Here is a 21,613-nt window from a genome sequence, read left to right as displayed (position 1 = left end):
CATCAAAAGGAGAGAAATCAGCACTAAATCCCAGTGCCGACACTCATTTTGGCACTTACCCCTGGCCAATTTTTCATGGTCCTCATGTACAATCGGCACCCCAGCCTGACCATCCAACCCGCCCTGTCAAACCGCCCTATTCCTGAGTGAATGAACGTGACCGCGACCCACACCATGCTCGACAGCTCTTACAGCCAGGACCTGGTCTTATTCTCCATTCTGGTGGCCGTGCTCGCCTCCTATACGGCCTTGAACATGACGAGCAGGGTGAGCCAAAGCAAGGGCCGCGCCGCCGCGCTCTGGCTCGCTGGTGGCGCCTTCGCCATGGGGCTCGGTATCTGGTCCATGCATTTCATCGGCATGCTCGCCTTCAATCTGCCTATCGCCCTGGGCTACGATCTGGTGCTGACCGGGCTCTCTCTGGTGACCGCCATCGTCTCGTCGGCCTTCGCGCTCTGGCTGGTAAGCAGGCCCCAGTTACCGTGGCGTCATATCCTCATCGGCGCCCTGCTGATGGGGGCCGGCATCGCCAGCATGCACTACATCGGCATGGCCGCCATGAAGATCATGCCCGGCATTCATTACCATGTCGGCCTCGTCATCCTCTCCATTCTCATCGCCGTGCTCGCCTCCGGCGCCGCGCTCTGGATAGCCTTTCGCCTGCGCGACAGTCATCAGCGCGCCTTCTTCAGCAAGGCCTTGGCGTCCCTGGTGATGGGGAGCGCCATCATCGGCATGCACTACACCGGCATGGCGGCCGCCGAGTTTCCGGAACACAGCCTGTGCGGCGCCCTCTACACCGGGCTCAATACCCAGTGGCTGGCCACCGTGGTCATCATCGTCACCCTGGCCGTGTTTGCCATCGCCCTGGTGCTCTCCATGCTGGATGCCCACGCGGCCCGGCTCTCCGATTCTCTGCATCAGGCGCACGACGAGCTGCTCAAGCTGGCGCTGCACGACAGCCTGACCCAGTTGCCCAACCGCCTGCTGTTTGCCGATCGGCTGGAGCAGCGCATCTCGGAGTGCCGGCATAGCCAAGACAGCTTCGCCCTACTGTTTCTCGACCTGGATGGCTTCAAGATCATCAACGATGCCCATGGTCATCACACCGGGGATCTGCTGCTGGCGCAGGTCGCACAGCGGATCAAAGCCTTGCTCGGCGCCAACGACTGCGCCTCCCGTTTTGGGGGGGATGAGTTTGTGCTGGCCCTGGCGCCTGGGGAGCAAGCGCAGACCAGTGCGTTTGCCGAGCGCCTATTGGCGAGCCTGGCCCAGCCCTATACCTGGGAGCACCACAGCCTGCACGTGACCGCCAGCATAGGCATCGCCGTCTATCCTCAGGATGGCACCAGCCTGCATGAGCTGACCCTGAACGCCGATGCCGCCATGTATCATGCCAAGAAGCGGGGACGCAACGACTACGACTTCTTCGACAGCGCCATGAACGCCAACGCTCACCAGCAGTTCTTGCTGCAACAGGAGCTGTGCCATGCGCTGGAGCGGGGGGAATTTTCCCTGCACTACCAGCCAAAATATGACGCCCAAGAGGGCAAGGTGGTCGGTGCCGAGGCGCTGCTGCGCTGGCACCACCCGCTCCATGGCGCCATCTCTCCGGCCAGCTTCCTGCCGCTGGCGGAGAAGAGCCGGCTCATCATCGCCATCGGCAACTGGGTGCTCGACGAAGCCTGCCGCCAGATGAGCCACTGGCGCGCCGCGGGCCACCACGACTGGAGTGTGGCGGTCAACCTCTCCACCATTCAGCTCGCCAGCCCGGGCCTGCTGGAGGAGGTGGAAGCCAGCCTGCGCCGCCATCGGCTGGAGGCCCGCCACCTGACCCTGGAGATCACGGAATCCACCGCCATGGAGAATGCGGAGGAGAGCCTCATCATCCTCAACCGTTTGGCGCAGCTGGGCATAGGGATCTCCATCGATGACTTCGGCACCGGCTACTCCAGCCTACTCTATCTCAAGCGCTTCCCTGCCTGCGAGCTCAAGATAGACAAGGGCTTCGTCACCACCCTGGAGCAGACGAATGAGGACGCCACCATCATCAGTGCCATCATCGCCCTGGGACAGGCCCTGGGGATGCGCATAGTGGCGGAAGGGGTGGAGACGGATCGGCAGCGCGCCCTGCTGACCGCCCTGGGTTGCGACACCCTGCAGGGCTATCTGCTCGGCAGACCCATGCCTGCGGATCAGCTGCTGGACCACTGTTCCCTAAACCAGGCGCCCTTGCTATGCCAGGCATAGCCAGGCACCATCCGAGGTTGCCTGGGGCAGGACTAAGATGGCGCTGGCAATCCCTCACAAAAGCCCTCTCTAATAAGGGAGCGAGCAGCCCCTTAGCACGGGATCCGCTCGATACGGCCACCGTTTAGCTTGAAGAAGGCATCCTGAGGCAGTTCCTGGCGCCAGGTGGTGCTGTAGTCGAGATCCGCGTAGGCACCACGCAGCATGGCGCCAAGCAGGCCGTGGGAGACCACGATGGCACGCTCGGCGATGGTCGGATCCATCAGCCAGCTCCGGGCGCGGCGCTGGATGCTCTCGACACTCTCCCCCGCCGGGGCTTGCAGATACCAGTCCGGCTGGCTGATATCGAGGCTGGGATGATCCTCCAGCAGATCCGGCACCCGGCAGCTCTCCCACTCCCCCATACCGAGCTCCACCAACCGCTCATCCCAGACGATGCATTCACTATCCAGCCCAAGTTGCTGACAGACGAACTCCGCCGTCTGGCGGGCGCGCCCCAGCGGGCTGGCGTAGAGAGTCCAGCGCGCCGGCTCATCCAGGATCTCGCGCAGGCGAGCCCCCATGGCGATGGCCTGGGCCTCCCCCTTGGCGGTCAGATCCGAGTTGCAGCGTCCCTGCAAGCGCTGCTCGGCATTGTAACGGGTCTGGCCGTGGCGCAGCAGATAGATGATGCGAGACATGATTTCTCCAACAGGTTCAACGAGATAAAACGAAGGGGCAGGATAGCAGATATCAGCCAAGGGGGAGGATGTGCGATGCCCTTCATTTTCCTACTGAAGCATCACGCTCTGCTGACTCAGAAACCCGAGGAGAGGACGACTTTATCTATGTCGACCCACCTATTGAGAACATCGAGAAGTACAGCTCCAACTTCACCTAGGTGGCGCAGGAATATACTCACGCCAAGGGTATCTATATCTTTCTCCATCTCCTGCTGGTGGTAACCGGGAGGTGATTTAGCTTCAATAGATAGCCTTAATAACATTGACGGATATTACATATCAGCGTTTTCACGAGGGCTTTCATTAACAAACTGGTTATTAAACACCCATGTTTTTTGTCATTCTCGAGATATCACAAAAATTAACAATCACTCATAAATGAAAACAATTGAGAGTAACCAAAAGGTATTCATAAGAATACCAATCATGGTTTGATATCTAAAAACAGTGAATGAATAGGTGAAAATAGGTCTCAAATGCAGTATAAACGAAAGCCTGCGACAATTTGTGACCGAGCCAGCCATGAATGATAGAATAGACAACAAGCTCAGTGCCAGACATGAAATAACGTATCGCGAGAATGAGATAGATCTCTATGAGTTGATCTCACTAGTATGGAAGAAGAAATTCCGTATTTTACTCGTGACATGTATCTGTAGTTGTCTGGGGCTATTCTATGCCATGACGGCACCCGAACAATGGACTGCCAACGCGACTATTTATCAACCCAAACCTCGAGATACTCTGGAATTGGATCGACTCAGAGCCATTTTGAATATACAAGGTCTGGCTGGCACAAAGAGCAATACTGCTATTTATGATGATTTTTTGTTGGAGTTTAAATCTTACAATAACGTAAGTGACTATCTGCAAACGACAACTCAGTTTGAAAACTATGTCAAGAACAATAATTTGAATGATGTAGAGAAACAAAGACTTTTGAGAACCTGGTCCGATTGGATGAGAATATCTCCAGAGGATAAGAAAGAGCAGCAACCTGGCATTCATCTCTCTTTCTCTTTCTTTGATAAGTCAGATACGCTACCAATGTTGACCGGTTATATTGACTATATTGTTGGGCTCCAGAGCAAAGAGCTGTTTGAAATTTTGGAGAACAACAGAAATAGTCAAATTGAAAACCTTAGTTTAAAAATAAAACTGCGTACAGAGGATGCCAAACGCAACCTGGCAAGAGAGATCGAAGGCATTGAATACAGCATGAGCATTGCCAATGCAGCTGGAGTCAGCAAGCCATTGGAAAACTTCAACTATGGTGATCGTTTCCCCATCACGCTTGGGAAGAATGCGCTGGAAAGAAAGCTAGCCATACTCAAGTCATTAAAAATTGAAGACTACATGCCAGAAATTATGGAGTTAAAGGTTCAGCTGAATAGGCTGGAGAATATCAGTTTCAATAATATGAAGCTGGTACCCTTCTCTTACTTGGATACACCGAGTTCACCATTGCGGCGTGACAAGCCCAAACGCCCGCTGATCGTCATCTTGGCGACAATGCTGGGTGGCATGTTGGGGGTTGGGATGGTGTTGGTTCAGCACGCTTTCCGCCAAGAGAAGAGACCACTGGCTGCAGGTTACGATTATCAACCTGAGTATGCCAAGGCGAGCTAATACGAACCTTCCATCAACGAATAAAAACGGCGCCCTAAGGCGCCGTTTCTTATTTCCACTCCGCTTTTGTTCTTAGGGAATGTTCTCGCGGAGCGGGTGAACAAGCCGCGGCTTATTCGTCTTCCAGGTAGGCGTAGCCTTGCAGACCCAGCTCCAGCTCGTCGAGCAGGGCCTTGCGGGTTGCGTCGTCCAGCGCCGGGTGGGAGGCGATCCGCTGGTAGTTCTCGCGGATGACGGAAGGATCGATGTTGACGTAACGCAGCAGCTGGTCGACGGTGTCGCCGCGCACCACGTTGCGAATGTCCATCTTGCCCTCTTCGTCCAGCCACACTTCCGCGCAGTGGGTGTCACCGAACAGGTTGTGCAGATCGCCGAGGATCTCCTGATAGGCGCCGACCAGGAAGAAGCCGATGTGGCACGCTTCGTTCGCACCGTACTCCGGCATCGGCAGGGTCTTCTCGACGCCGAGGCCGTCGACGTAGTGCTCCACCTGACCGTCTGAGTCACAGGTGATGTCCATCAGGATGCCGCGACGGCTGAGCGGACGCTCGAGGCCGGCAAGGGGCATCACGGGGAACACCTGACCGATACCCCAGGCATCCGGCAGGGACTGGAACAGGGAGAAGTTCGCGAAGCACTTGTCTGCCAGCTTCTCGTTCAGCTCGTCGGCCAGGGCACGGTGGTTGCGGTTGACCGGGTTGAGCAATTCTTTGAGCGCCAGACAGGTGTTCTGGTGCAGCATCTCGGCCCAGGCGCGCTGCTCGAGGTTCAGCAGACCCATGGTGTACTGGGCGTTCACGTCCCCAAGGTCTGCCACCGAGTCGTGGTAGATCTCCAGCAGGGAGGGATCCTCGGTGCGCAGATCCAGCCAGCCCTTCCACATGTTCTGCAAAATGGTGGGCGCGTCTTCGTCCGGCTCGCTGATGTCGTTCATCTCCACCCCTTCGGCCCCGATGATGTCGGTGACCAGCACGGCGTGGTGGGCGGTCAGGGCACGGCCGGACTCGCTGATGATGGTCGGGTGCGGCAGGTCGAACTCGCGGCACACATCGCCGATGCCCCAGACTACGTTGTTGGCGTACTCGGAGAGGCTGTAGTTCGCGGAGCAGTGGCTCTGGGAGCGGGTGCCCTCATAGTCCACGCCCAGGCCGCCGCCCACATCGACCACGTCGATGGGCACGCCGAGGCGACGCAGCTCGGCGTAGAAGCGGCCGCACTCGCGGATGCCGCCCTGGATGTCGCGGATGTTGGCGATCTGGGAGCCAAGGTGGAAGTGCAGCAGTTGCAGGCAGTCCAGCTTGCCGAGGCCACGCAGACGCTCCACCAGCGCCAGGATCTGGGAGGCGGAGAGGCCGAACTTGGACATGGAGCCGCCGCTGGACTCCCACATTCCGGAGCCGGTAGAAGCCAACTTGGCACGCACCCCAATGTTGGGCTTGATGTTTAGACGAGCCGACTCGTCCAGCACCATTTCCAGCTCGGAGGGTTTTTCCACCACAATGTAGACCTTGTGGCCCATCAGGTTGCCCAAGAGGGCGTGGCGGATGTATTCACGGTCCTTGTAGCCGTTGCAGACGATCACCGAACCTTGCTCATGGTGATGGGACAGCACGGCCAAGAGCTCCGGCTTGGAGCCCGCTTCCAGCCCAAGCCTAGGCTTGTCGCTGTAGGACTGACTGATGGTCTCGATGACGCGGCGCTGCTGGTTCACCTTGATGGGGTAAACGCACAGGTAGTCCCCCTCATAGGCGGACTTCTCGATGGCCTGACCGAAAGCGTTGAACAGCGCATCGACCCGGCTCTTGAGGATGTCGGGGAAACGCAGCAGTACCGGGGTGGTCAGCCCGGACTGGCGCAGCTGTTCGATGGCATCGGACAGCACGATCTGCGCCTCGGGACGAGACTTGTCGGGGGAGACGGTCACATGACCGGCGTCATTGATATTGAAAAAACCCGCACCCCAGTAGGGAACGTTGTAGACCTTCAAGGAGTCCTTGCTGGACCAGTTAGTCATGGGCTATGCCTCGCAAATGAGCGGCCAGTGGCCGCCTTCGTTACCCTCAATCACATCCAGACCATCTATTGCAAATCGCGGCAAGCCAAAGCTGCCTGCTGGAACCGGTCAGGGTCCGCGCCAGGGTGGCGACGTTCGCCATCCTCTGATCAGGGGTTTCCTGCCATCACATCCAGACCATCTGCAAATCGCGGCAAGCCAAGGCTGCCTGGTGGATCTTGGGGAAGTAACGAGTCTTGATGTGGGGCTGGTGGCTTTACATCAAGCTCAACGGTATACGGCGCCACTGTAAGGGGGCACCGCGGTACTTTGATGACAAGCGGCATCAGCCACGCCGTTTGTTCATCATTCGGCAGCCGTCGCGACGACGTAGGGAGGTGTCCAGGAAGAGAGGGAAGGCATCTGCACGCAACCGTGTTGTTAGACGACAACCACCACAGCCAACTCAACATCGACGACCGCCCATGACAAGGGAAGATGATGAGCCATTGGCCCACTCGGTCTGCGAAATGATGAGAGTCCGTTGTTCTCCCTGATACCGGAGCCTAACCGGTATTAAAGAAACCATGCCCTAGCAGTGTCTGTCGTTTCTGCGTGCCTCGCCCTATAGGCGCGTGATCCTCCGGGTTCTGGCGGCCTCTTGCCGGCGCAGGGTTACCCTTGGATCGGCGCGGAGTGTACACATTTACCGCGGCCAGTGACAATAAAAAATCGCGTAAAAAAATCGGTGTTTGCCGCTCGTTCAGATCCGGCTGTCAGCCACGCGGGCTCTGGGATGGCGCATCATGACCCCCTTCATGATTTCCCCTGAAAATAACGAGTGAACAGCCCTTTTTCCCCGATGCCTTGCCAGTGCTGGGACGAGGTCATATCCGGCCACATCAGAACCGCTTATTCCTCCTTTAATTTGGAATTTTTATTCAAACATGACGCTTTCCCCTCGCCCGCGCCCCCGGGGAAACTTTTCTGCATCCATTTTCACAAATGCGCCAAAAACTGCGCTGACGCAAAAAGCCGCGGGGCCGCTTTGGCCACAATAACCCCTCATCATCTGTCTGAGGCCTGCCAATGGATACCCTGCTTGAGCGTTTTCTGCGTTACCTGACTTTCCATACCCGCTCCGATGCGTGCAATCCCGCCTGCCCGAGCAGCGAGGGGCAGCGCCTCTTCGCCCGCGCCCTGCAGGGGGAGCTGCAGCAGCTTGGTCTGAGCCAGGTGATCCTGGATGACAACGGCTATCTCACCGCCTGCCTGCCGGGCAACCAGCCGGAGGCGCCGGCCATCGGCTTGATCGCCCACATGGACACCGCCGACTACGAGGCCGAGTTCGTGGTCCCCCAGATAGTCGAGAACTATCAGGGGGGGGATATCTGCCTCGGCAAGGGGGACGAGGTGCTGGCCATCCGCCAATACCGCTTCCTGAAGAACTACCTCGGCCAGGATCTCATCACCACGGACGGCACCACCTTGCTCGGCGCCGACGACAAGGCGGGGATCGCCGAGATCCTGACCGCCATCGACCACCTGCAGAACCACCCAGAGATCCCCCGCGGGGATCTCTGGGTCGGCTTCACCCCGGACGAGGAGATCGGACGGGGCGCCGATCTCTTCCCGCTTGACCGCTTCCCCGCCAGGTGGGCCTATACGGTGGACGGCGGTGAGCTCGGCGAGCTGGAATACGAGAACTTCAACGCCGCCAGCGCCACGGTGCGTTTTGTCGGCAACAACGTGCACCCAGGTACCGCCAAGGGGGGCATGATCAACAGCCAGACCCTGGCCGCCCGCTTCCACGCCGACATGCCGCAGGCCCAGACTCCCGAGTGTACCGAGGGTTATGAGGGCTTCTTCCACCTGGCCCAGATGAGCGGCACCGTGGAGGAGAGCACCCTGCACTACATACTCCGCGACTTCGACGACGACGGCTTCGCCGCCCGCAAGGCCCAGCTCAAGGAGCGGGTCGCCTCCATGAAGCTGGACAACCCCAAGGCGCGCATCGAGCTCGAGATCACCGACAGCTACCGCAACATGCGCAGCCAGATAGAGCCGCACATGCACATCGTCGAGTTGGCCAAGGCCGCCATGGAGGCCGCCGACGTGGTGCCCAGGATCAAGCCCATCCGCGGCGGCACCGATGGCGCCCGCCTCTCCTTTATGGGTCTGCCCTGCCCCAACCTCTTCACCGGTGGCCACAACTTCCACGGCAAGCACGAGTTCATCCCGCTGCAATCCATGGAGAAAGCTGTCAGCACCCTGGTGGAGCTGGTGCGACTCACCGCCGCCTGGCGAGGCTGAAACCGGCGCGCTGACAGCAGGGCGAGCCCGTCGCCCTGCCATCAAACTGTCATCTCACTGCCACGAGGCAGGCACAGAAGGGGCGCACGCTGGGGCAAAGGATCAGTGGAGCCACCCCATGTTCAACGTCGATACCCTGCTGCAACAGCACCTGCCCCAACTCAGCCGCCAGCCTCTGCTCCGACCCCTGTTCAGACGAGGGCTCGGCTGGCTGCTGCACGAGCAGGCCTTCCAGCACTTTGCCGAACACTACCCGCACCTGCGCGGCCTCGACTTCATCGAGCAGGCCCTGGCGCAGCTCGATTTTGACTACAGAGTGAGCGAGGCGGAACTCGAAAACATCCCCGCCAGCGGCCGGGTCATCCTGGTGGCGAATCACCCCATCGGCTCCCTGGACGGGCTCTCCCTGCTGCGACTCATAGGCCGGATCCGGCCGGACGTGAAGATAGTGGCCAACCGGCTGCTGGCCCAGATCGCGCCCCTGCGCCCGCTGCTGCTGCCGGTGGACAACCTGGGTGGCAAGACAGACAGGCAGGCCATCCTGGCCATGGGGGAACATCTGGCCCAAGGCGGCGCCCTCATCATCTTCCCGGCGGGGGAAGTCTCCCGCCTCGGCCCCAAGGGGGTCAAAGACGGCCCCTGGCAGGGGGGCTTCATCAAGCTGGCCAGACGCACCATGAGCCCCCTGGTACCCGTCCACCTCGGCGGGCGCAACGGTGCGGGCTTCTATCTCACCTCCTGGCTCAACAAAGAGCTGGCGGGGCTCTTGCTGGTGAAGCAGCTGTTTCGCCAGCAAGGGGGGCGCATCCCCCTCACCATAGGGGAGCGCATTCCGCCGGCGAGTCTCGGCGAGTTGCCGGCCAGGACGGCGGCGAGCCTGGTGCGCAGCCACCTCTATCGCATCGGCCGGGGCAAGTCTGGCCGCCTGCTGACCGAGGCCCCCATCGCCCTGCCGGAAGATCGGCGTCAGCTGAAAGATGCCATCGACGTCTGCGAGGTGCTGGGGCAGACCCCGGACGGCCAGCGGATCCTGCTCTATCGCCGCCACGAGCAGAGCCACTCGGTGATCCTGCGCGAACTCGGGCGCCTGCGGGAGATCGCCTTTCGGGCGGTGGGGGAAGGCTCGGGGCGACGGCGAGACCTCGACGCCTTCGACGATGACTACCATCACCTCATCCTCTGGGATCCCGCCCGGCTCGACATAGTCGGGGCCTACCGCTTCATTCCGGTGGCCGAGCTGCTGGAGCGCAAAGGGCTTCCCGGCCTCTACAGTCACAGCCTGTTCGGCTTCGAGGACAAGTTGCTGCCCCGGCTGGAGCAGGCCATCGAGCTCGGTCGCAGCTTCATCCAGCCCGCCTACTGGGGCAAGCGGGGGCTCGATTACCTCTGGTTCGGCATCGGCGCCTACCTGGCCCGCTACCCCAGCTACCGCTACCTGTTTGGGCCAGTTTCCCTCTCCGGCAGCCTGCCGCCCCAGGCCAAGGATCTGCTGGTGAGCTTCTATCGCCAGCACTTCGCCCCCGAGCTGGCGCTGGCCCCCTCAAGACGCCCCTACCCGGCCACGCCCCCCCTGTTCGATGGGCAGGATTACGGCGCCGATCTCAAGGTGCTCAAGGCCCGCCTCGATAACCTGGGTTGCGCCATCCCCACCCTCTACAAGCAGTATTCGGAGCTGTGTGAGCCGGGAGGTGTCCAGTTCATGGACTTTGGCATAGACCCGGCTTTCAACCACTGCATCGACGGCCTGGTGTGGGTGGATGTGAGCCGCATCAAGCCCCACAAGCGGGCCCGCTATATCGATCAGCCGTCCACCACGCCATGACCTCCTCGGCCCTGCAGCCGACGTGAACGTCCAAAAACACAAGGGAGGCATCAGCCTCCCTTGTGTCGTCATGTTGCCGCGGCTCACTCTGCGGCGGGTTTGCGGTCCGAGTGCCCGAGATCCCGCTCGGGGGCTATGATGTCCCGCACCCGCTGCTTGATCTCCTTGGCCTCGGGGAAGCCCTCGTCCGCCACCCTGTCCCACACCTGGATCCCGTTGACCAGGATCTTGAACTCCCCCTTGCTGGCGGGCACCAGGGCCACCTCGCCGAGATCGCTATCGAAGGTGGAGAGCAGCTCCTGGGCCAGCCAGGCCGCCCGCAGCATCCAGCGGCAGAGAGTGCAGTAGCGGATCTCGATGCGGGGCTTGAGGATGAGGGGATCTGTCATTGGGTCACTCCGTGAAAATCCGCCAACCAGTGGCAGGCGATGGCATTCATGGTGGTCTGGGGCAGCTCGAACAGGCCCGGGGGCGGCGTCTGGCGAGCCAGTTGATGCACCCCCTCGATGATCTCCGCCAGCACCAGGTAGACGTATTCGCCGATGACGGCACCATGGACGAAGTTGACCGCCTCCCCCCGGTTGAGCAGGAAGATGGTGCTGCCATCCGGCCGGGTCAGGGCCAGCACGTGGGGGCACACCTCGGCGCTCGGCCAGGAGAGCTGGGAGAGGCAGAACGCGAACTCGTCGTCGGCCGAGGTGACCGAGGCCAGCATGGCGCCTGGGCGCAGGGCCAGCAGATCCTCGATATCGAGGGAGCCGTTGCCGGTGGAGCAGATCACCAGCTCGGCCCGGCTGAGGGCCTCTGCCTTGTTTACCAGCTTGAAGCCGTGGGAGAGCGCCTCCACCTGGCGCAGGGCATCCGTCTCCACCAGCTCCAGGTGCAGGTTGCGGCAGCGCAGCTCGCGGGCGATGCTGCGCCCCACCTTGCCATAGCCGAACAGGGCGGCCTGGCAGACGTTGAAGGTGCGCCTCAGGGTGCGGGCCAGGGATTCGGCGGAGTAAACCACGCTGAGGCCAATCTGGATATCTTCCGCCTGCTTGAGGGGGCTGCGGGCCACCGATACCACGGGAGCGGCCAGGGGCTCCTGCTCGTAGCGCTGATGGCCGTTCTCGGTCATCTCCACCACCCCGATGAAACGGTCCCCGAAGTGCTCGGCCAGGATGGACTGGGTCCTGGCGAAGTAGCCCCCAATGTCCAGAATGATGAGCCGCTCATGATCCTGGATCAGGGGGGTTATCTGGGCGATCACCTCGTCCGGATCCGAGGTCCAGTGGCGGTTGAGGGGCAAGACGGGGTAGTGCTGCTGGGCCCAGCTCAGGGTCGCTCCGTGTACCGACTTGGGTTTGGGCAAGATGGCGCCGACGCGCCCGACCCGGTCCAGCACCTGAATGAAATGGGGGCGATCGGGCAGCAGATGGGTCACCAGCAGGATACAGAGATCCTCGAGGCGCGGCTGCTCGATGAAATGGCGAAAAAACAGATGCTCAGATCCTTGACTGCGCAACTGTGGCCTCCTTAGTGTGCCGCAAGCATGCAGGCAAACAGAACCCGGCCAAGCCGGGTTCTGTGTGTGTCCAGATAATTGAAAATCCTTTTTATCCGAAACCACTATGGGGCTCAATCTTTATCTGTGCAGACTATGACCGGCCATGCAAATTAAGGGGTAATAGCCTGTTTTTCATGCAAAAATCAGTAGAGTGAGGCCTCGGGCCAGACCCACCACAGACTCAGTCCGGCACCGACTCCCGCCACCAGGATCAGCAGACCCCAGCGGGCCAGCCAGGGCTTGCTGCGCAATGCCCACTCCAGCAGGGGCAGCAGCCAGACCGGCAGCAGCACCACGAGGGGCACTTCCACGTATTGCCAGGCCAGCATCTGCACGAAGGCGAGCGCCAATCCCAGGGCCGCCGGGGACGTGGTGACACCGGCGAAGACCCCGAGCAGGGCGCGGAAGCCGGCGAACGCCGCCAGGGCCCCGGCGAGCTGGGCGATGAGCAGGCTGCCATCGATGCCGATGACCAGCGCCAGCCAGATGAAGCCGAGGGCAAAGCCGAGCCCCTCTGCGCCATCACCCCGCCACCCCGCCCAGCCATACCAGGCGATGGCGGGCAGGAGCGCCAGCCAGATACGCGGCTCGCTGGCGATCACCGTCGCCAACCCCTGCCACCATACCAGGGCCCCCAGAGCCGCAAACAGCAGCAGGGCGGCGCGCTTGTCCTCAACCTGGGCCGCGATGGCGGGCACCAGCAGGGTCAGGGGCAGCCATTGCCACGCCTTGACCGGCAACCCGTAGGCGCCGCCGAGCAGGCAGCCCACCAGCCAGAGGGCCAGGGCGCCCCAGAGGTAACCCAGCCGTGGCCAGCGCCATGACAGCAAAGCGGCCCCCAAAGGAGCCGCCAGGGTTTGCAACAGGAGTGCTGCGCCCATTACTTGCGCACGCCTTCGACGAACAGGTTGATGCCCATCTCGTCAGGGATGCCGGGCAGCATGTAGTTCACGCCAAAGTCGCTGCGCTTGATGGTGGTGGTGGCATTGAAGCCGCTGCGGTAGCCACCCCAGGGATCCTTGCCTTCACCGATGTGGACCAGCTCGAACGCCACCGGCTTAGCGACGCCGTGCAGGGTCAGGGTGCCCTTGAGCACGCCCTTGTCCTTGGTGCCTTCATAGCCGGTGCTGACGAAGGTCATCTTGGGGTACTGTTTCACGTCCAGGAAGTCCGGGCTGCGCAGGTGCTTGTCACGGGCCTCGTGATTGGAGTCCACGCTGGCGGCGTCGATCTCGAAGCTCGCCTTGGCCGCGGTCGGGTTGGCCTCGTCCATGCTGAAGGTGCCGCTGAAGGTGTTGAAACGGCCCACCAGCTCGGAGAAGCCCAGGTGGCCCACCTTGAACTGGACTGTGGTATGCGCCGCATCGACATCATAATCGGCCGCCATCAGGGGAGCCGCCATAAACAGACAGGAAGCCAGCAGGGCCTTGGTCATTTTCATTCCGTTCGTTCCTTCATTAGGGGGTTCACATCGATACCCAAAATGCTAACCTCCCTGTAGCGATAGATAATCATCGATTTATTAAAATAATTATCAACCGAGAGTGGAATATGGACCAGATAGCCGCCATGCGCACCTTCATCAAGGTGGTGGAGTGTCAGAGTTTTACCAAGGCCGCCCACCAGCTCGGCATCTCGGTGGCCATGACCTCCAAGCTGATGCAGCAGCTCGAGGAGTCCCTCTCGACCCGGCTGCTGTCGCGCACCACACGTCAGGTCAACCCGACCGAGGCGGGCCAGTTCTACTACCAGCGCTCCCTGGCCCTGCTGGCGGAGCTGGAAGAGACCCATAGCCAGCTCACCCACAACAACCAGCAGCCCCAGGGCACCCTCAAGCTGTCGGTGCCCATGGACTTCGGCTATTTGCACCTCTCCCCCGCCCTGCCGCTCTTCCATGAACGCTTCCCCGAACTCAAGCTGGACATTGAGTACAGCGACCGGCGGGTGGCCCTGGTGGAAGAGGGCTTCGATCTCGCGCTGCGCATCGGCAACCTGCCGGACTCCTCCCTGGTGGCCAAGCCGCTCGCCATGATGAAGCTGGAGCTGTGCGCCAGCCCGGACTATCTGGCCAGACGCGGCACTCCCAAGACCCCGGAGGATCTCAAGCAGCACGACTGCCTCATCTACACCCTGACCCAGCCGGACTGGGTATTAAAACGGGACGGGGAGCAAGTCAACGTGCGGCCGCAAGGGCCCCTTCGGGCCAACAACGGGGTGGTGCTGACCCGGGCCGCCTGCAATCACATGGGGATCATCTGGCAGCCCACCTTCATCGTCGGGGATGCCCTGCGCTCGGGGGAGCTGGTGTCGCTCCTGCCCGAGTGGGACAAGGGGCAGATAGGTCTCTATGCCCTCTACCCCCATCGCCGCTTCGTCTCCGCCAAGGTGCGCTGCTTCATCGAGTTCGTGCAGGAGCGCTACCTCGCCCCCCATTACTGGGATCGGGAAACCTGAGAGAGCAGACAGCGACGATGTGATAGGTGCACTGCTTTATCGAATTCGTACAGAAACGCTACCTCGCCTCTCATTACCGAGTACTGGGATCGAGAAGCCTGAGTGATCAGATGGCTGCGTGATAGGTGCGCTGCTTTATCGAATTCGTGCAGAAGCGCTACCTCGCCTCTCATTACCGAGTGCTGGGTTCGGGAGGACTGAGAAATAAGATGGCAGGTCTCGCCCCCCAAGGCAGAAGGCGAGGCCGATGTTCAGGACTTGGTTTGGGAGCCGCTCCGGGAAGGCGTCTCGGGCAGGGGCAGTTCGGCCACCAGCAGTTGCCCGCTCAGGGTCAATTGCCAGCGCGGCAGGCGGCGCTGCAAGGCGGCGAACTGATCGCCCTCCAGCACATAGGGCAGGCTGATGTGCAGGCAGTGGCAGTCCAGCATGCCCGCCAGTTGCAGGGTCAGGACAAGGTTGGCCTCATCCGTCTTGTGTTTGTTGATGCGCTTGCCGAGCTCGTGGCGAAAGTGAGTCTCGGGATCCTGGGTCATCGCCTGCCAGCCGTAGCCGAACAGCGGAATGAAGGCGCTGACGATGCCAAGGGCGGTGAGCTGCTGCTTGGGGGGATGATAGAGGGCGTTGAGATCCAGCAGTATGGGGCTTAGATGCCGCTCACGACTACCGGATAAAATATTATTACTCATTGGATAACCTTGTTGATTCCTCTAGACTTCGCCGCATCTTTGACCCGACATGCCAACGAGGTGCTGATGCTAAGCGATATCGAGATCTCCCGCCAGTCCCCCCGCCTGCACATCGACGAACTGACCCGGCGGCTCGCCATCCCGCCGCACCTGATCCACCCCCATGGCCACCACAAGGCCAAACTCAGCCTGGCCCTGCTCAAAGAGCCCCCGAAGAAGCATGGCAAGCTGGTGCTGGTGAGCGCCATCACCCCGACGCCCCTCGGGGAGGGCAAGACGGTGACTACGATCGGCCTCTCCATGGGGCTCAACCACATCGGTCAGCCCAGCATCGCCACCATACGCCAGCCGAGTCTCGGCCCCGTGTTCGGGGTCAAGGGGGGGGCCGCCGGCGGTGGTCACGCCCAGGTGGTGCCCATGGAGGAGATGAACCTGCACCTGACCGGGGACTTCCACGCCCTGGCCGCCGCCCACAACCTGGCTGCCGCCGCCCTGGACGCCCGCCTGTTCCACGAGCAGAAGCTCGGCGATGAGTTTACTCTCAGAACCGGGCTGGCTCGACTCGATATCGACGCCGCCAACATCCTCTGGCCACGCACCCTGGACATGAACGACAGGGCCCTGCGCCACCTGACCATAGGCCAGGGCGGCCCGGCAGATGGCATCGAGCGCCAAGATAGCTTCGTCATCACAGCCGCCTCCGAGCTGATGGCCATACTGGCGCTGGCCAGCGATCTCAAGGATCTGCGCGAGCGTATCGGCCGCATCCAGCTCGCCCTGGATCTGCGCGGCAATCCCATCACCGCCGAACAGCTTGAAGTGGCCGGCGCCATGACGGTGCTGCTCAAGGATGCGCTGCAACCCACCCTGATGCAGACCACGGAGCAGACCCCGGTGCTGGTGCACGCCGGCCCCTTCGCCAACATCGCCCATGGCAACTCCTCGGTCATCGCCGATCGCATGGCGCTGGCACTCACCGATTACGTGGTGACGGAGGCGGGCTTTGGCTCCGACATGGGACTGGAGAAGTTCTTCAACATCAAGCATCGCCAGTCCGGCATTACCCCCTCCTGCGTGGTGTTGGTGGCGACGGTGCGCAGCCTCAAGGCCAACAGCGGCCTACTCGACATCCGCCCGGGCCAGCCCCTGCCGGTGAGCCTGCAGGATGAGGATCTGCCGACCCTGCGCCAGGGCTGCGCCAACCTCGCCTGGCACATTCGCAACGCCCGCCGCTACGGGGTGCCCGTGGTGGTGGCCATCAACCGCTTCCCGAGCGACAGCCCGGCCGAGCTGGCCCTGCTGGAGGAGGAGGCGCGCCGTGCGGGTGCCTGCGGCGTGGCCCTGTCGGACGCCTTCACCCGAGGCGGCGCCGGGGCAAGCGAGCTGGCCCGCGCCGTGGTCGAAGCCTGCGACCAACCGAGCGAGGTTCAACTGCTCTACCCCGATGCCATGAGCCTGGACGCCAAGCTCGCCACCCTGGTGGAGTGCGGCTATGGCGGCCGTGGCGTCATCCTCTCTGACAAGGCCCGGACACAGCTGGCGGCCCTCTCCAAAGCGGGCTGGGATCATCTGCCGGTCTGCATGGCCAAGACGCCGCTGTCGCTCAGTCACGACCCCGCCCTCAAGGGGGTGCCCACGGACTTCGAGGTACCCATCGAGGAGGTGCGGCTCTGTGCCGGCGCCGGCTTCGTCTACGCCCTGGCCGGCCCTATCATGACCATGCCGGGGCTCGGCAGCCTGCCCGCTTATCGTCATATCGATATCGACGACGACGGTGAGATAGTGGGGTTGAGCTGAAGCCCCCGGTTACCCACCATATCGATATCGACGACGATGGCGACATCGTCGGGCTGAGCCAATCACGGCCTGCCGCGCTGCCGGCTCACAAAACAAAAGACCCCGCCGATTGGCGGGGTCTTTGCTATGACAAGCAGAACGATATCAGTAGTGGAAGCGCCCCAGCTTGCTCATCACCGCCTCGGTCAGGCCGTGCATCTGCTGGCTCTGGGCATCCAGCTCCCGGGCGACCCGGGTCGAGGCGCTGGCCGCCTCGTGGATGTTGCTGACGTTGTGGTTGATCTCCTCGCTCACCTTGGACTGCTGCTCGGCGGCGCTCGCTATCTGGGTCGCCATGTCGCCGATGCGATCGGCGGCCTGCACTATGGTCGCAAGCTCCCGCACCGCCTGCTCCGCATCCTCGAGCGCCACACTGCTCAGATGACGCCCCTCGGCCATGGTGTCCACCGCCTCGCTGGTGGTATCCCTCAGCCTGTCGATCATCTGCTGGATCTCCTGGGTCGAGACCTGGGTCTTGGAGGCGAGCGCCCTCACCTCGTCCGCCACCACCGCAAAGCCACGCCCGTGCTCACCGGCCCGGGCGGCCTCGATGGCGGCGTTCAGCGCCAGCAGATTGGTCTGCTCCGAGATGGTCCGGATCACATCCAGGATGCTGCCTATCTGCAGCCCTTGCTGCTGCAGGGCGGTGATCTTGTCCGACACCTCGCTCACCTGGCTGCTGAGCTGACGAATGCCGCTGGCGGAGGCACTCACCACCTGCTGCCCCTTGTGCACCGCGTGGCGCGTCTCGTCTACCGCCTCCGCCGTGATCTGGGCGCTGCTGGCGACCGAGTCCGCCGTCGAGGACATCTGATGCACCGCCGTGGCCACCAGTTCCACCTGCTCCAGCTGCTGCTGACTGCTGGCCAGCCCCTGCTGGGCCTGGCGGGTCGAGGCCACTGCTGCCTGCTGCAACTCGTGCACGCTGGTGGCGGTGTCACTCACTATGCCCTGCACGGTGGCGACGAACTGGTTGATCCCCTTGGCCAGGGCTCCGGTCTCGTCCCGCCGGTTCTGATCCAGGCGCTGGGTGAGATCCCCCCCCGCGCTGGAGAGCCGGGACACCATGCGCGCCGTCTGCTGCACCGGCCGGGAGATGGAACCCGCCGCCAGGGCGAGACCGACGAGGCCCGCCCCCGCCACCAGCATGCCCACCAGCAGCTGGGTCCAGAGCCCGCGGCTGAAGTCACTGGCCCTGGCCTGGGCCAGCTGCTCGTACTGGGCATAGAGGGCGCTGCTTGGCACCTCGATGGCGATCCCCCAGGCCTGCTTCACCTTGTTGAGGCGGATGGGGGAGAAGACGCTCAACCCCGCGTCGCTCTCCGCCATCCCGGCTTCGGCGCGCCGCAGCTGCGCCAGCAGGTCCGCATCCTGCAGCCGTTTCCCCACGTGATCGCCGTCACCGGAGTCGGCGGCGATGATCCCCATGGGACTGATGATGCGCACCCGCCCCTGGCCGTCGAACACCCGCTGGCTGATGCCGTCGGCGAGGCGCTGCAGATAGTTCAGGGAGTAGTCGACCCCCACCATGCCGAGGTAGTTGCCCCCGTCCAGCACGGGCACCACGAAGGAGGTGAGCAGGGTCGACTGGCCGTTGACCTGATAGACGGAGGGGTCGACCGCACAGCTCGCCTTGCTCTCCTGGGGGCAGAGGTACCACTCTGAGGCCCGGATCCCGGTCGCACTTGGCGTCTTGCTGTAGAAGTCCCCGAGGGGCTTGAGGGCAAAGCCCGCCGCCCCGCGGCTCCAGTAGGGGGCAAAGTTACCGGAGGCCTGGCTGTGCTGGCTGCCCCCCTGATAGAGCTCGTCCAGGCCGTCGAAACGGTTCGCCTCCCAGCCGCTGTAGATGCTGAGGAAGTCCGGGTTGCGATCGCCGATGTCCTTGAGCAGGGCCGTCACCGCCTCCCGATCCAGGGGCTTGCTCTGATGGACGTTGCCCGCCAGCAGGGCCGCCAGGGTTTCGGCCGCATCCAGCGCCAGCTCGAAGGAGCGCGCCACCTCGCTCGCCTGGCCGTCCGCCAGGGTCAGCAGCCACTGCCCCGACTGCTGGCGGGCGCTGTCATGGCTCTCCTGCTGGATCCGAGCCTGCATGCCGGACAGGGAGAGGTAGCCGTATCCCACCACGCTGAGGACGGTAGCCAGCAGGATGCAGCCGGCGAAGAACATGACTTGATATTTGATGGAACGAAACATGACGAAGGAGCGTCTCCAGGGCCAAAAAAGGCAGGCATCATAAGGGCTGATCCGGGCGGCGTGAACTCACCACGGTGAATTTCATCGCCATTTTGTGAGCGGCGCCAAATGAGATGTGGTAAAGGGGGTAATAGACAGATAAAGAGCAAGGTCAAATACGACCCGTGCAGCACATTGAGCCGCCACACAGGAAGGGAAGCCCGCAGACGAGGAGGCCCCGCCAACGGGCGGGGCCTCCCTTATAGGTTGTACCAGGCGCCCGTCAGAGGTTGAAGCGCTGGGTCATGTGGTGCAAGGAGGTCGCCAGCTTGCTGAGCTCGATGCAGGCCTGGGCGGTCTGCTGGGCTCCCAGGGCATTCTCGTCCGCGGCGTTGTGGATGTTGACGATGCTGCGGTTGAGCTCCTCCGTCACCGCATTCTGCTCCTCGGTCGCGGTGGCGATCAGGGTGTTCATGTCGGTGATCTGGGTGACGGCACCATTGATGCTGTCGATGCTGTTGCCCGCTTCACGCGCCAGCCCGACGCTGTTCTGCATCTGCTGGCGGCTCAGTTGCATGGCGTTGCCCGCCTCGGCGGTGCGCTCCTGCAGCACCTCGATCATCTTGCTGATCTCGGCGGTGGAGTTCTGGGTGCGCTGGGCCAGGGAGCGAACCTCATCGGCGACCACCGCGAAGCCGCGACCCTGCTCGCCGGCACGGGCCGCCTCGATGGCGGCGTTCAGCGCCAGCAGGTTGGTCTGCTCGGCGATGCCGCGAATGACGTCCAGCACCATGCTGATGTTGGTGCTGTCCTGCTCCAGCTGTTGCACCACACTACCCGCCTGCTCAATCTGCAAGGAGACCTGCTCTATGCTGCCGATGGCGCGGCCCACCACCCGATGACCCTCACCCGAGGTCTGGGAGGCGGCCTTGGCGGCGCTCATGGCGTCCGTGGTGTTGCGGGCCACCTCGTGCACGGTGGACTGCATCTCGTTCATGGCGGTCGCCACCTGGGAGACCTCGTTCTGCTGGCTGGCCATGCCCTTGGCGGACTGTTCTGAGATGGCGCTCACCTCCTCCACCGCGCTGCTGAGCTGGCTCACCGAGCCGGCTATCTCGCTCACCAGATCCGCGAGGGATCCCTGCATGCGATCGATGGCAGTGCCGAGCTGACCCAGTTCGTCACGTTTGAAGCGGTTGCCGCGGATCCACTCCTGCAGCTCACCCTTGCCGAGATCGCCGCCGGCGATGCGCTGAGCCTGACGGGCCAGCATCACCAGGGGATCCCGGATCTGGCGGGTCAGCACCACGGAGAGCACGGTGACCAGGCCAAGGCCCAGCACCAGGGAGAGGATGATGCTCAGCCTGGCGCTGTCAAAGGCTCCCACCACCTCGGCGCGGGAGTTGACGGAGTAACCGTGGTTGATGCGGATGAGCTCGGCCACCGACTTGGACAAGGTGATGTAGAGATTGACCCCCTCGCTCATGAAGATGCGCTGGGCCTCTGCCATCTGGCCGCTGTCCTGCATCTGCTTGATGCGCTGGTGCAGGGCGACGTACTTGCTCCAGTCCGCCTTGACGATGTCGAAGGCGCGGCGCTCTTCCACATCCTCCGCCCAGATGGTGGCATCGTGGGCCGCGACCTGCCGATCGGCTTCCCGCAGGCTCTGCTCGCTGGCATCGCGATAATGGGCCCTCTGTTGGGGGTCATCCGCCACCAGGAACACATCCAGTTCATAGCGGCGCAGGGCATTGATGGTCTCACCCAGGGTGCTGGTGCGCACCACGGCAGGCAGGATGCTGTCGGTGAAACCGGTGGCGGCCCGGTTCATGTTGCCAAACTGCAGCAGCGAGAAGCCGCCGATGAAGGCCATCATCAGGCCGAGCACCGCAAAACCGGCGGTGAGTTTCTTACCTATCGTCATGGTACTGGGGTTCATGGCATGTCCTGCAATGGGTGATTAACTGGCATCCGTCTTCTGGGTTGTGCCCTCCTGGCACGAAACACGATAGCTGCCATCCATTGCAGTAGATAAAGCGCCCCGCCTCGCTGAAACGGGGGCACCAGGACCTTGGGCTCGCAGGTCCTGGTCGAAACGGGTCATCGCCGCGAGAGCATCCTGTGCTTGGCAGAGATCACTCACTGGTATGGAGAGCTATATCGACCCGATACAGCCATGCCTTTAGG

At 62.2% G+C, this 21,613-nt stretch carries 15 protein-coding genes; 6 read left to right on the top strand and 9 right to left on the bottom strand.

The window, feature by feature from the left end; translation table 11 throughout:
- The first annotated feature begins 150 nt into the window (after positions 1-150).
- Positions 151-2,250: an EAL domain-containing protein gene (locus tag ACT5M9_RS19795; RefSeq protein WP_520395651.1), complete on the top strand. Its 2,100-nt coding sequence runs from the start codon at positions 151-153 to the stop codon at positions 2,248-2,250.
- A 92-nt stretch (positions 2,251-2,342) separates the two neighbouring features.
- On the opposite strand, the gene ACT5M9_RS19790 is transcribed toward ACT5M9_RS19795, so the two are convergent.
- Entirely contained in the window at positions 2,343-2,930 is a 588-nt protein-coding gene (locus ACT5M9_RS19790; RefSeq protein ID WP_457979460.1) for a histidine phosphatase family protein, read from the bottom strand.
- Positions 2,931-3,494: 564 nt separating this feature from the next.
- Between ACT5M9_RS19790 and ACT5M9_RS19785 the strand changes: the two genes are divergently transcribed.
- A complete protein-coding gene (locus ACT5M9_RS19785) occupies positions 3,495-4,601 on the top strand; it encodes an LPS O-antigen chain length determinant protein WzzB (protein ID WP_457979462.1) in 1,107 nt (368 codons plus the stop codon).
- A 112-nt stretch (positions 4,602-4,713) separates the two neighbouring features.
- Here ACT5M9_RS19785 and speA read toward each other — a convergent pair whose 3' ends face one another.
- Complete coding sequence (gene speA / locus ACT5M9_RS19780) at positions 4,714-6,615, bottom strand: biosynthetic arginine decarboxylase (protein ID WP_457979464.1); 1,902 nt, start codon at positions 6,613-6,615, stop codon at positions 4,714-4,716.
- 1,068 nt (positions 6,616-7,683) lie between these two features.
- On the opposite strand from speA, the gene pepT reads away from it, so the two are divergent.
- Both pepT and olsF read left to right on the top strand, forming a co-directional pair.
- Positions 7,684-8,907, top strand: coding sequence for a peptidase T (gene pepT / locus ACT5M9_RS19775; protein ID WP_457979466.1), 1,224 nt, complete (start codon positions 7,684-7,686; stop codon positions 8,905-8,907).
- 118 nt (positions 8,908-9,025) lie between these two features.
- Positions 9,026-10,729, top strand: a complete 1,704-nt coding sequence (gene olsF, locus ACT5M9_RS19770; RefSeq protein ID WP_457979468.1) for a bifunctional ornithine lipid synthase OlsF — start codon at positions 9,026-9,028, stop codon at positions 10,727-10,729.
- Between the two features lie 83 nt (positions 10,730-10,812).
- On the opposite strand, the gene ACT5M9_RS19765 is transcribed toward olsF, so the two are convergent.
- From ACT5M9_RS19765 to ACT5M9_RS19750, 4 genes are all read right to left on the bottom strand, one after another.
- Positions 10,813-11,118 (bottom strand): Rdx family protein, encoded by a 306-nt coding sequence (locus ACT5M9_RS19765; RefSeq protein ID WP_438549863.1) that lies wholly within the window; start codon positions 11,116-11,118, stop codon positions 10,813-10,815.
- Positions 11,115-12,236 carry an adenosylhomocysteinase gene (locus ACT5M9_RS19760; RefSeq protein ID WP_457979470.1) on the bottom strand — a complete coding sequence of 374 codons (1,122 nt, stop codon included), beginning with the start codon at positions 12,234-12,236 and terminating at the stop codon, positions 11,115-11,117. Before ACT5M9_RS19760 ends, ACT5M9_RS19765 begins: the two co-directional genes overlap by 4 nt.
- 185 nt (positions 12,237-12,421) lie before the next feature.
- A complete protein-coding gene (locus tag ACT5M9_RS19755) occupies positions 12,422-13,159 on the bottom strand; it encodes a hypothetical protein (protein ID WP_457979472.1) in 738 nt (245 codons plus the stop codon).
- Positions 13,159-13,719: a YceI family protein gene (locus tag ACT5M9_RS19750; RefSeq protein ID WP_457979474.1), complete on the bottom strand. Its 561-nt coding sequence runs from the start codon at positions 13,717-13,719 to the stop codon at positions 13,159-13,161. Before ACT5M9_RS19750 ends, ACT5M9_RS19755 begins: the two co-directional genes overlap by 1 nt.
- Positions 13,720-13,829: 110 nt before the next feature.
- Between ACT5M9_RS19750 and ACT5M9_RS19745 the strand changes: the two genes are divergently transcribed.
- Entirely contained in the window at positions 13,830-14,732 is a 903-nt protein-coding gene (locus ACT5M9_RS19745) for a LysR family transcriptional regulator (protein ID WP_457979476.1), read from the top strand.
- A gap of 251 nt (positions 14,733-14,983) precedes the next feature.
- Here ACT5M9_RS19745 and ACT5M9_RS19740 read toward each other — a convergent pair whose 3' ends face one another.
- Positions 14,984-15,418 (bottom strand): hypothetical protein, encoded by a 435-nt coding sequence (locus ACT5M9_RS19740; protein ID WP_457979477.1) that lies wholly within the window; start codon positions 15,416-15,418, stop codon positions 14,984-14,986.
- Positions 15,419-15,484: 66 nt separating this feature from the next.
- Here ACT5M9_RS19740 and ACT5M9_RS19735 point away from each other — a divergent pair, with 66 nt between their 5' ends.
- Positions 15,485-17,215, top strand: coding sequence for a formate--tetrahydrofolate ligase (locus ACT5M9_RS19735; protein ID WP_457979478.1), 1,731 nt, complete (start codon positions 15,485-15,487; stop codon positions 17,213-17,215).
- A 144-nt stretch (positions 17,216-17,359) separates the two neighbouring features.
- Here ACT5M9_RS19735 and ACT5M9_RS19730 read toward each other — a convergent pair whose 3' ends face one another.
- Positions 17,360-19,447 (bottom strand): methyl-accepting chemotaxis protein, encoded by a 2,088-nt coding sequence (locus tag ACT5M9_RS19730; protein WP_457979480.1) that lies wholly within the window; start codon positions 19,445-19,447, stop codon positions 17,360-17,362.
- Positions 19,448-19,709: 262 nt separating this feature from the next.
- Entirely contained in the window at positions 19,710-21,365 is a 1,656-nt protein-coding gene (locus ACT5M9_RS19725; RefSeq protein ID WP_457979482.1) for a methyl-accepting chemotaxis protein, read from the bottom strand.
- Positions 21,366-21,613 lie beyond the last annotated feature (248 nt).

It is taken from the genome of Aeromonas sp. AE23HZ002T15 (assembly GCF_054165525.2).
The sequence above is the reverse complement of the archived record's forward strand: the minus strand, read 5'-3'. Positions and strand labels throughout refer to the sequence as shown.

Bases quoted from the DNA above. Each gene is read 5' to 3' on its own strand.
- ACT5M9_RS19740 (WP_457979477.1), bottom strand. From the start codon at position 15,418: ATGAGTAATAATATTTTATCCGGTAGTCGTGAGCGGCATCTAAGCCCC.
- pepT (WP_457979466.1), top strand. From the start codon at position 7,684: ATGGATACCCTGCTTGAGCGTTTTCTGCGTTACCTGACTTTCCATACC.
- speA (WP_457979464.1), bottom strand. From the start codon at position 6,615: ATGACTAACTGGTCCAGCAAGGACTCCTTGAAGGTCTACAACGTTCCC.
- ACT5M9_RS19735 (WP_457979478.1), top strand. From the start codon at position 15,485: ATGCTAAGCGATATCGAGATCTCCCGCCAGTCCCCCCGCCTGCACATC.
- ACT5M9_RS19755 (WP_457979472.1), bottom strand. From the start codon at position 13,159: ATGGGCGCAGCACTCCTGTTGCAAACCCTGGCGGCTCCTTTGGGGGCC.
- olsF (WP_457979468.1), top strand. From the start codon at position 9,026: ATGTTCAACGTCGATACCCTGCTGCAACAGCACCTGCCCCAACTCAGC.
- ACT5M9_RS19790 (WP_457979460.1), bottom strand. From the start codon at position 2,930: ATGTCTCGCATCATCTATCTGCTGCGCCACGGCCAGACCCGTTACAAT.
- ACT5M9_RS19795 (WP_520395651.1), top strand. From the start codon at position 151: ATGAACGTGACCGCGACCCACACCATGCTCGACAGCTCTTACAGCCAG.
- ACT5M9_RS19765 (WP_438549863.1), bottom strand. From the start codon at position 11,118: ATGACAGATCCCCTCATCCTCAAGCCCCGCATCGAGATCCGCTACTGC.
- ACT5M9_RS19725 (WP_457979482.1), bottom strand. From the start codon at position 21,365: ATGAACCCCAGTACCATGACGATAGGTAAGAAACTCACCGCCGGTTTT.
- ACT5M9_RS19745 (WP_457979476.1), top strand. From the start codon at position 13,830: ATGGACCAGATAGCCGCCATGCGCACCTTCATCAAGGTGGTGGAGTGT.
- ACT5M9_RS19785 (WP_457979462.1), top strand. From the start codon at position 3,495: ATGAATGATAGAATAGACAACAAGCTCAGTGCCAGACATGAAATAACG.
- ACT5M9_RS19750 (WP_457979474.1), bottom strand. From the start codon at position 13,719: ATGAAAATGACCAAGGCCCTGCTGGCTTCCTGTCTGTTTATGGCGGCT.
- ACT5M9_RS19730 (WP_457979480.1), bottom strand. From the start codon at position 19,447: ATGTTTCGTTCCATCAAATATCAAGTCATGTTCTTCGCCGGCTGCATC.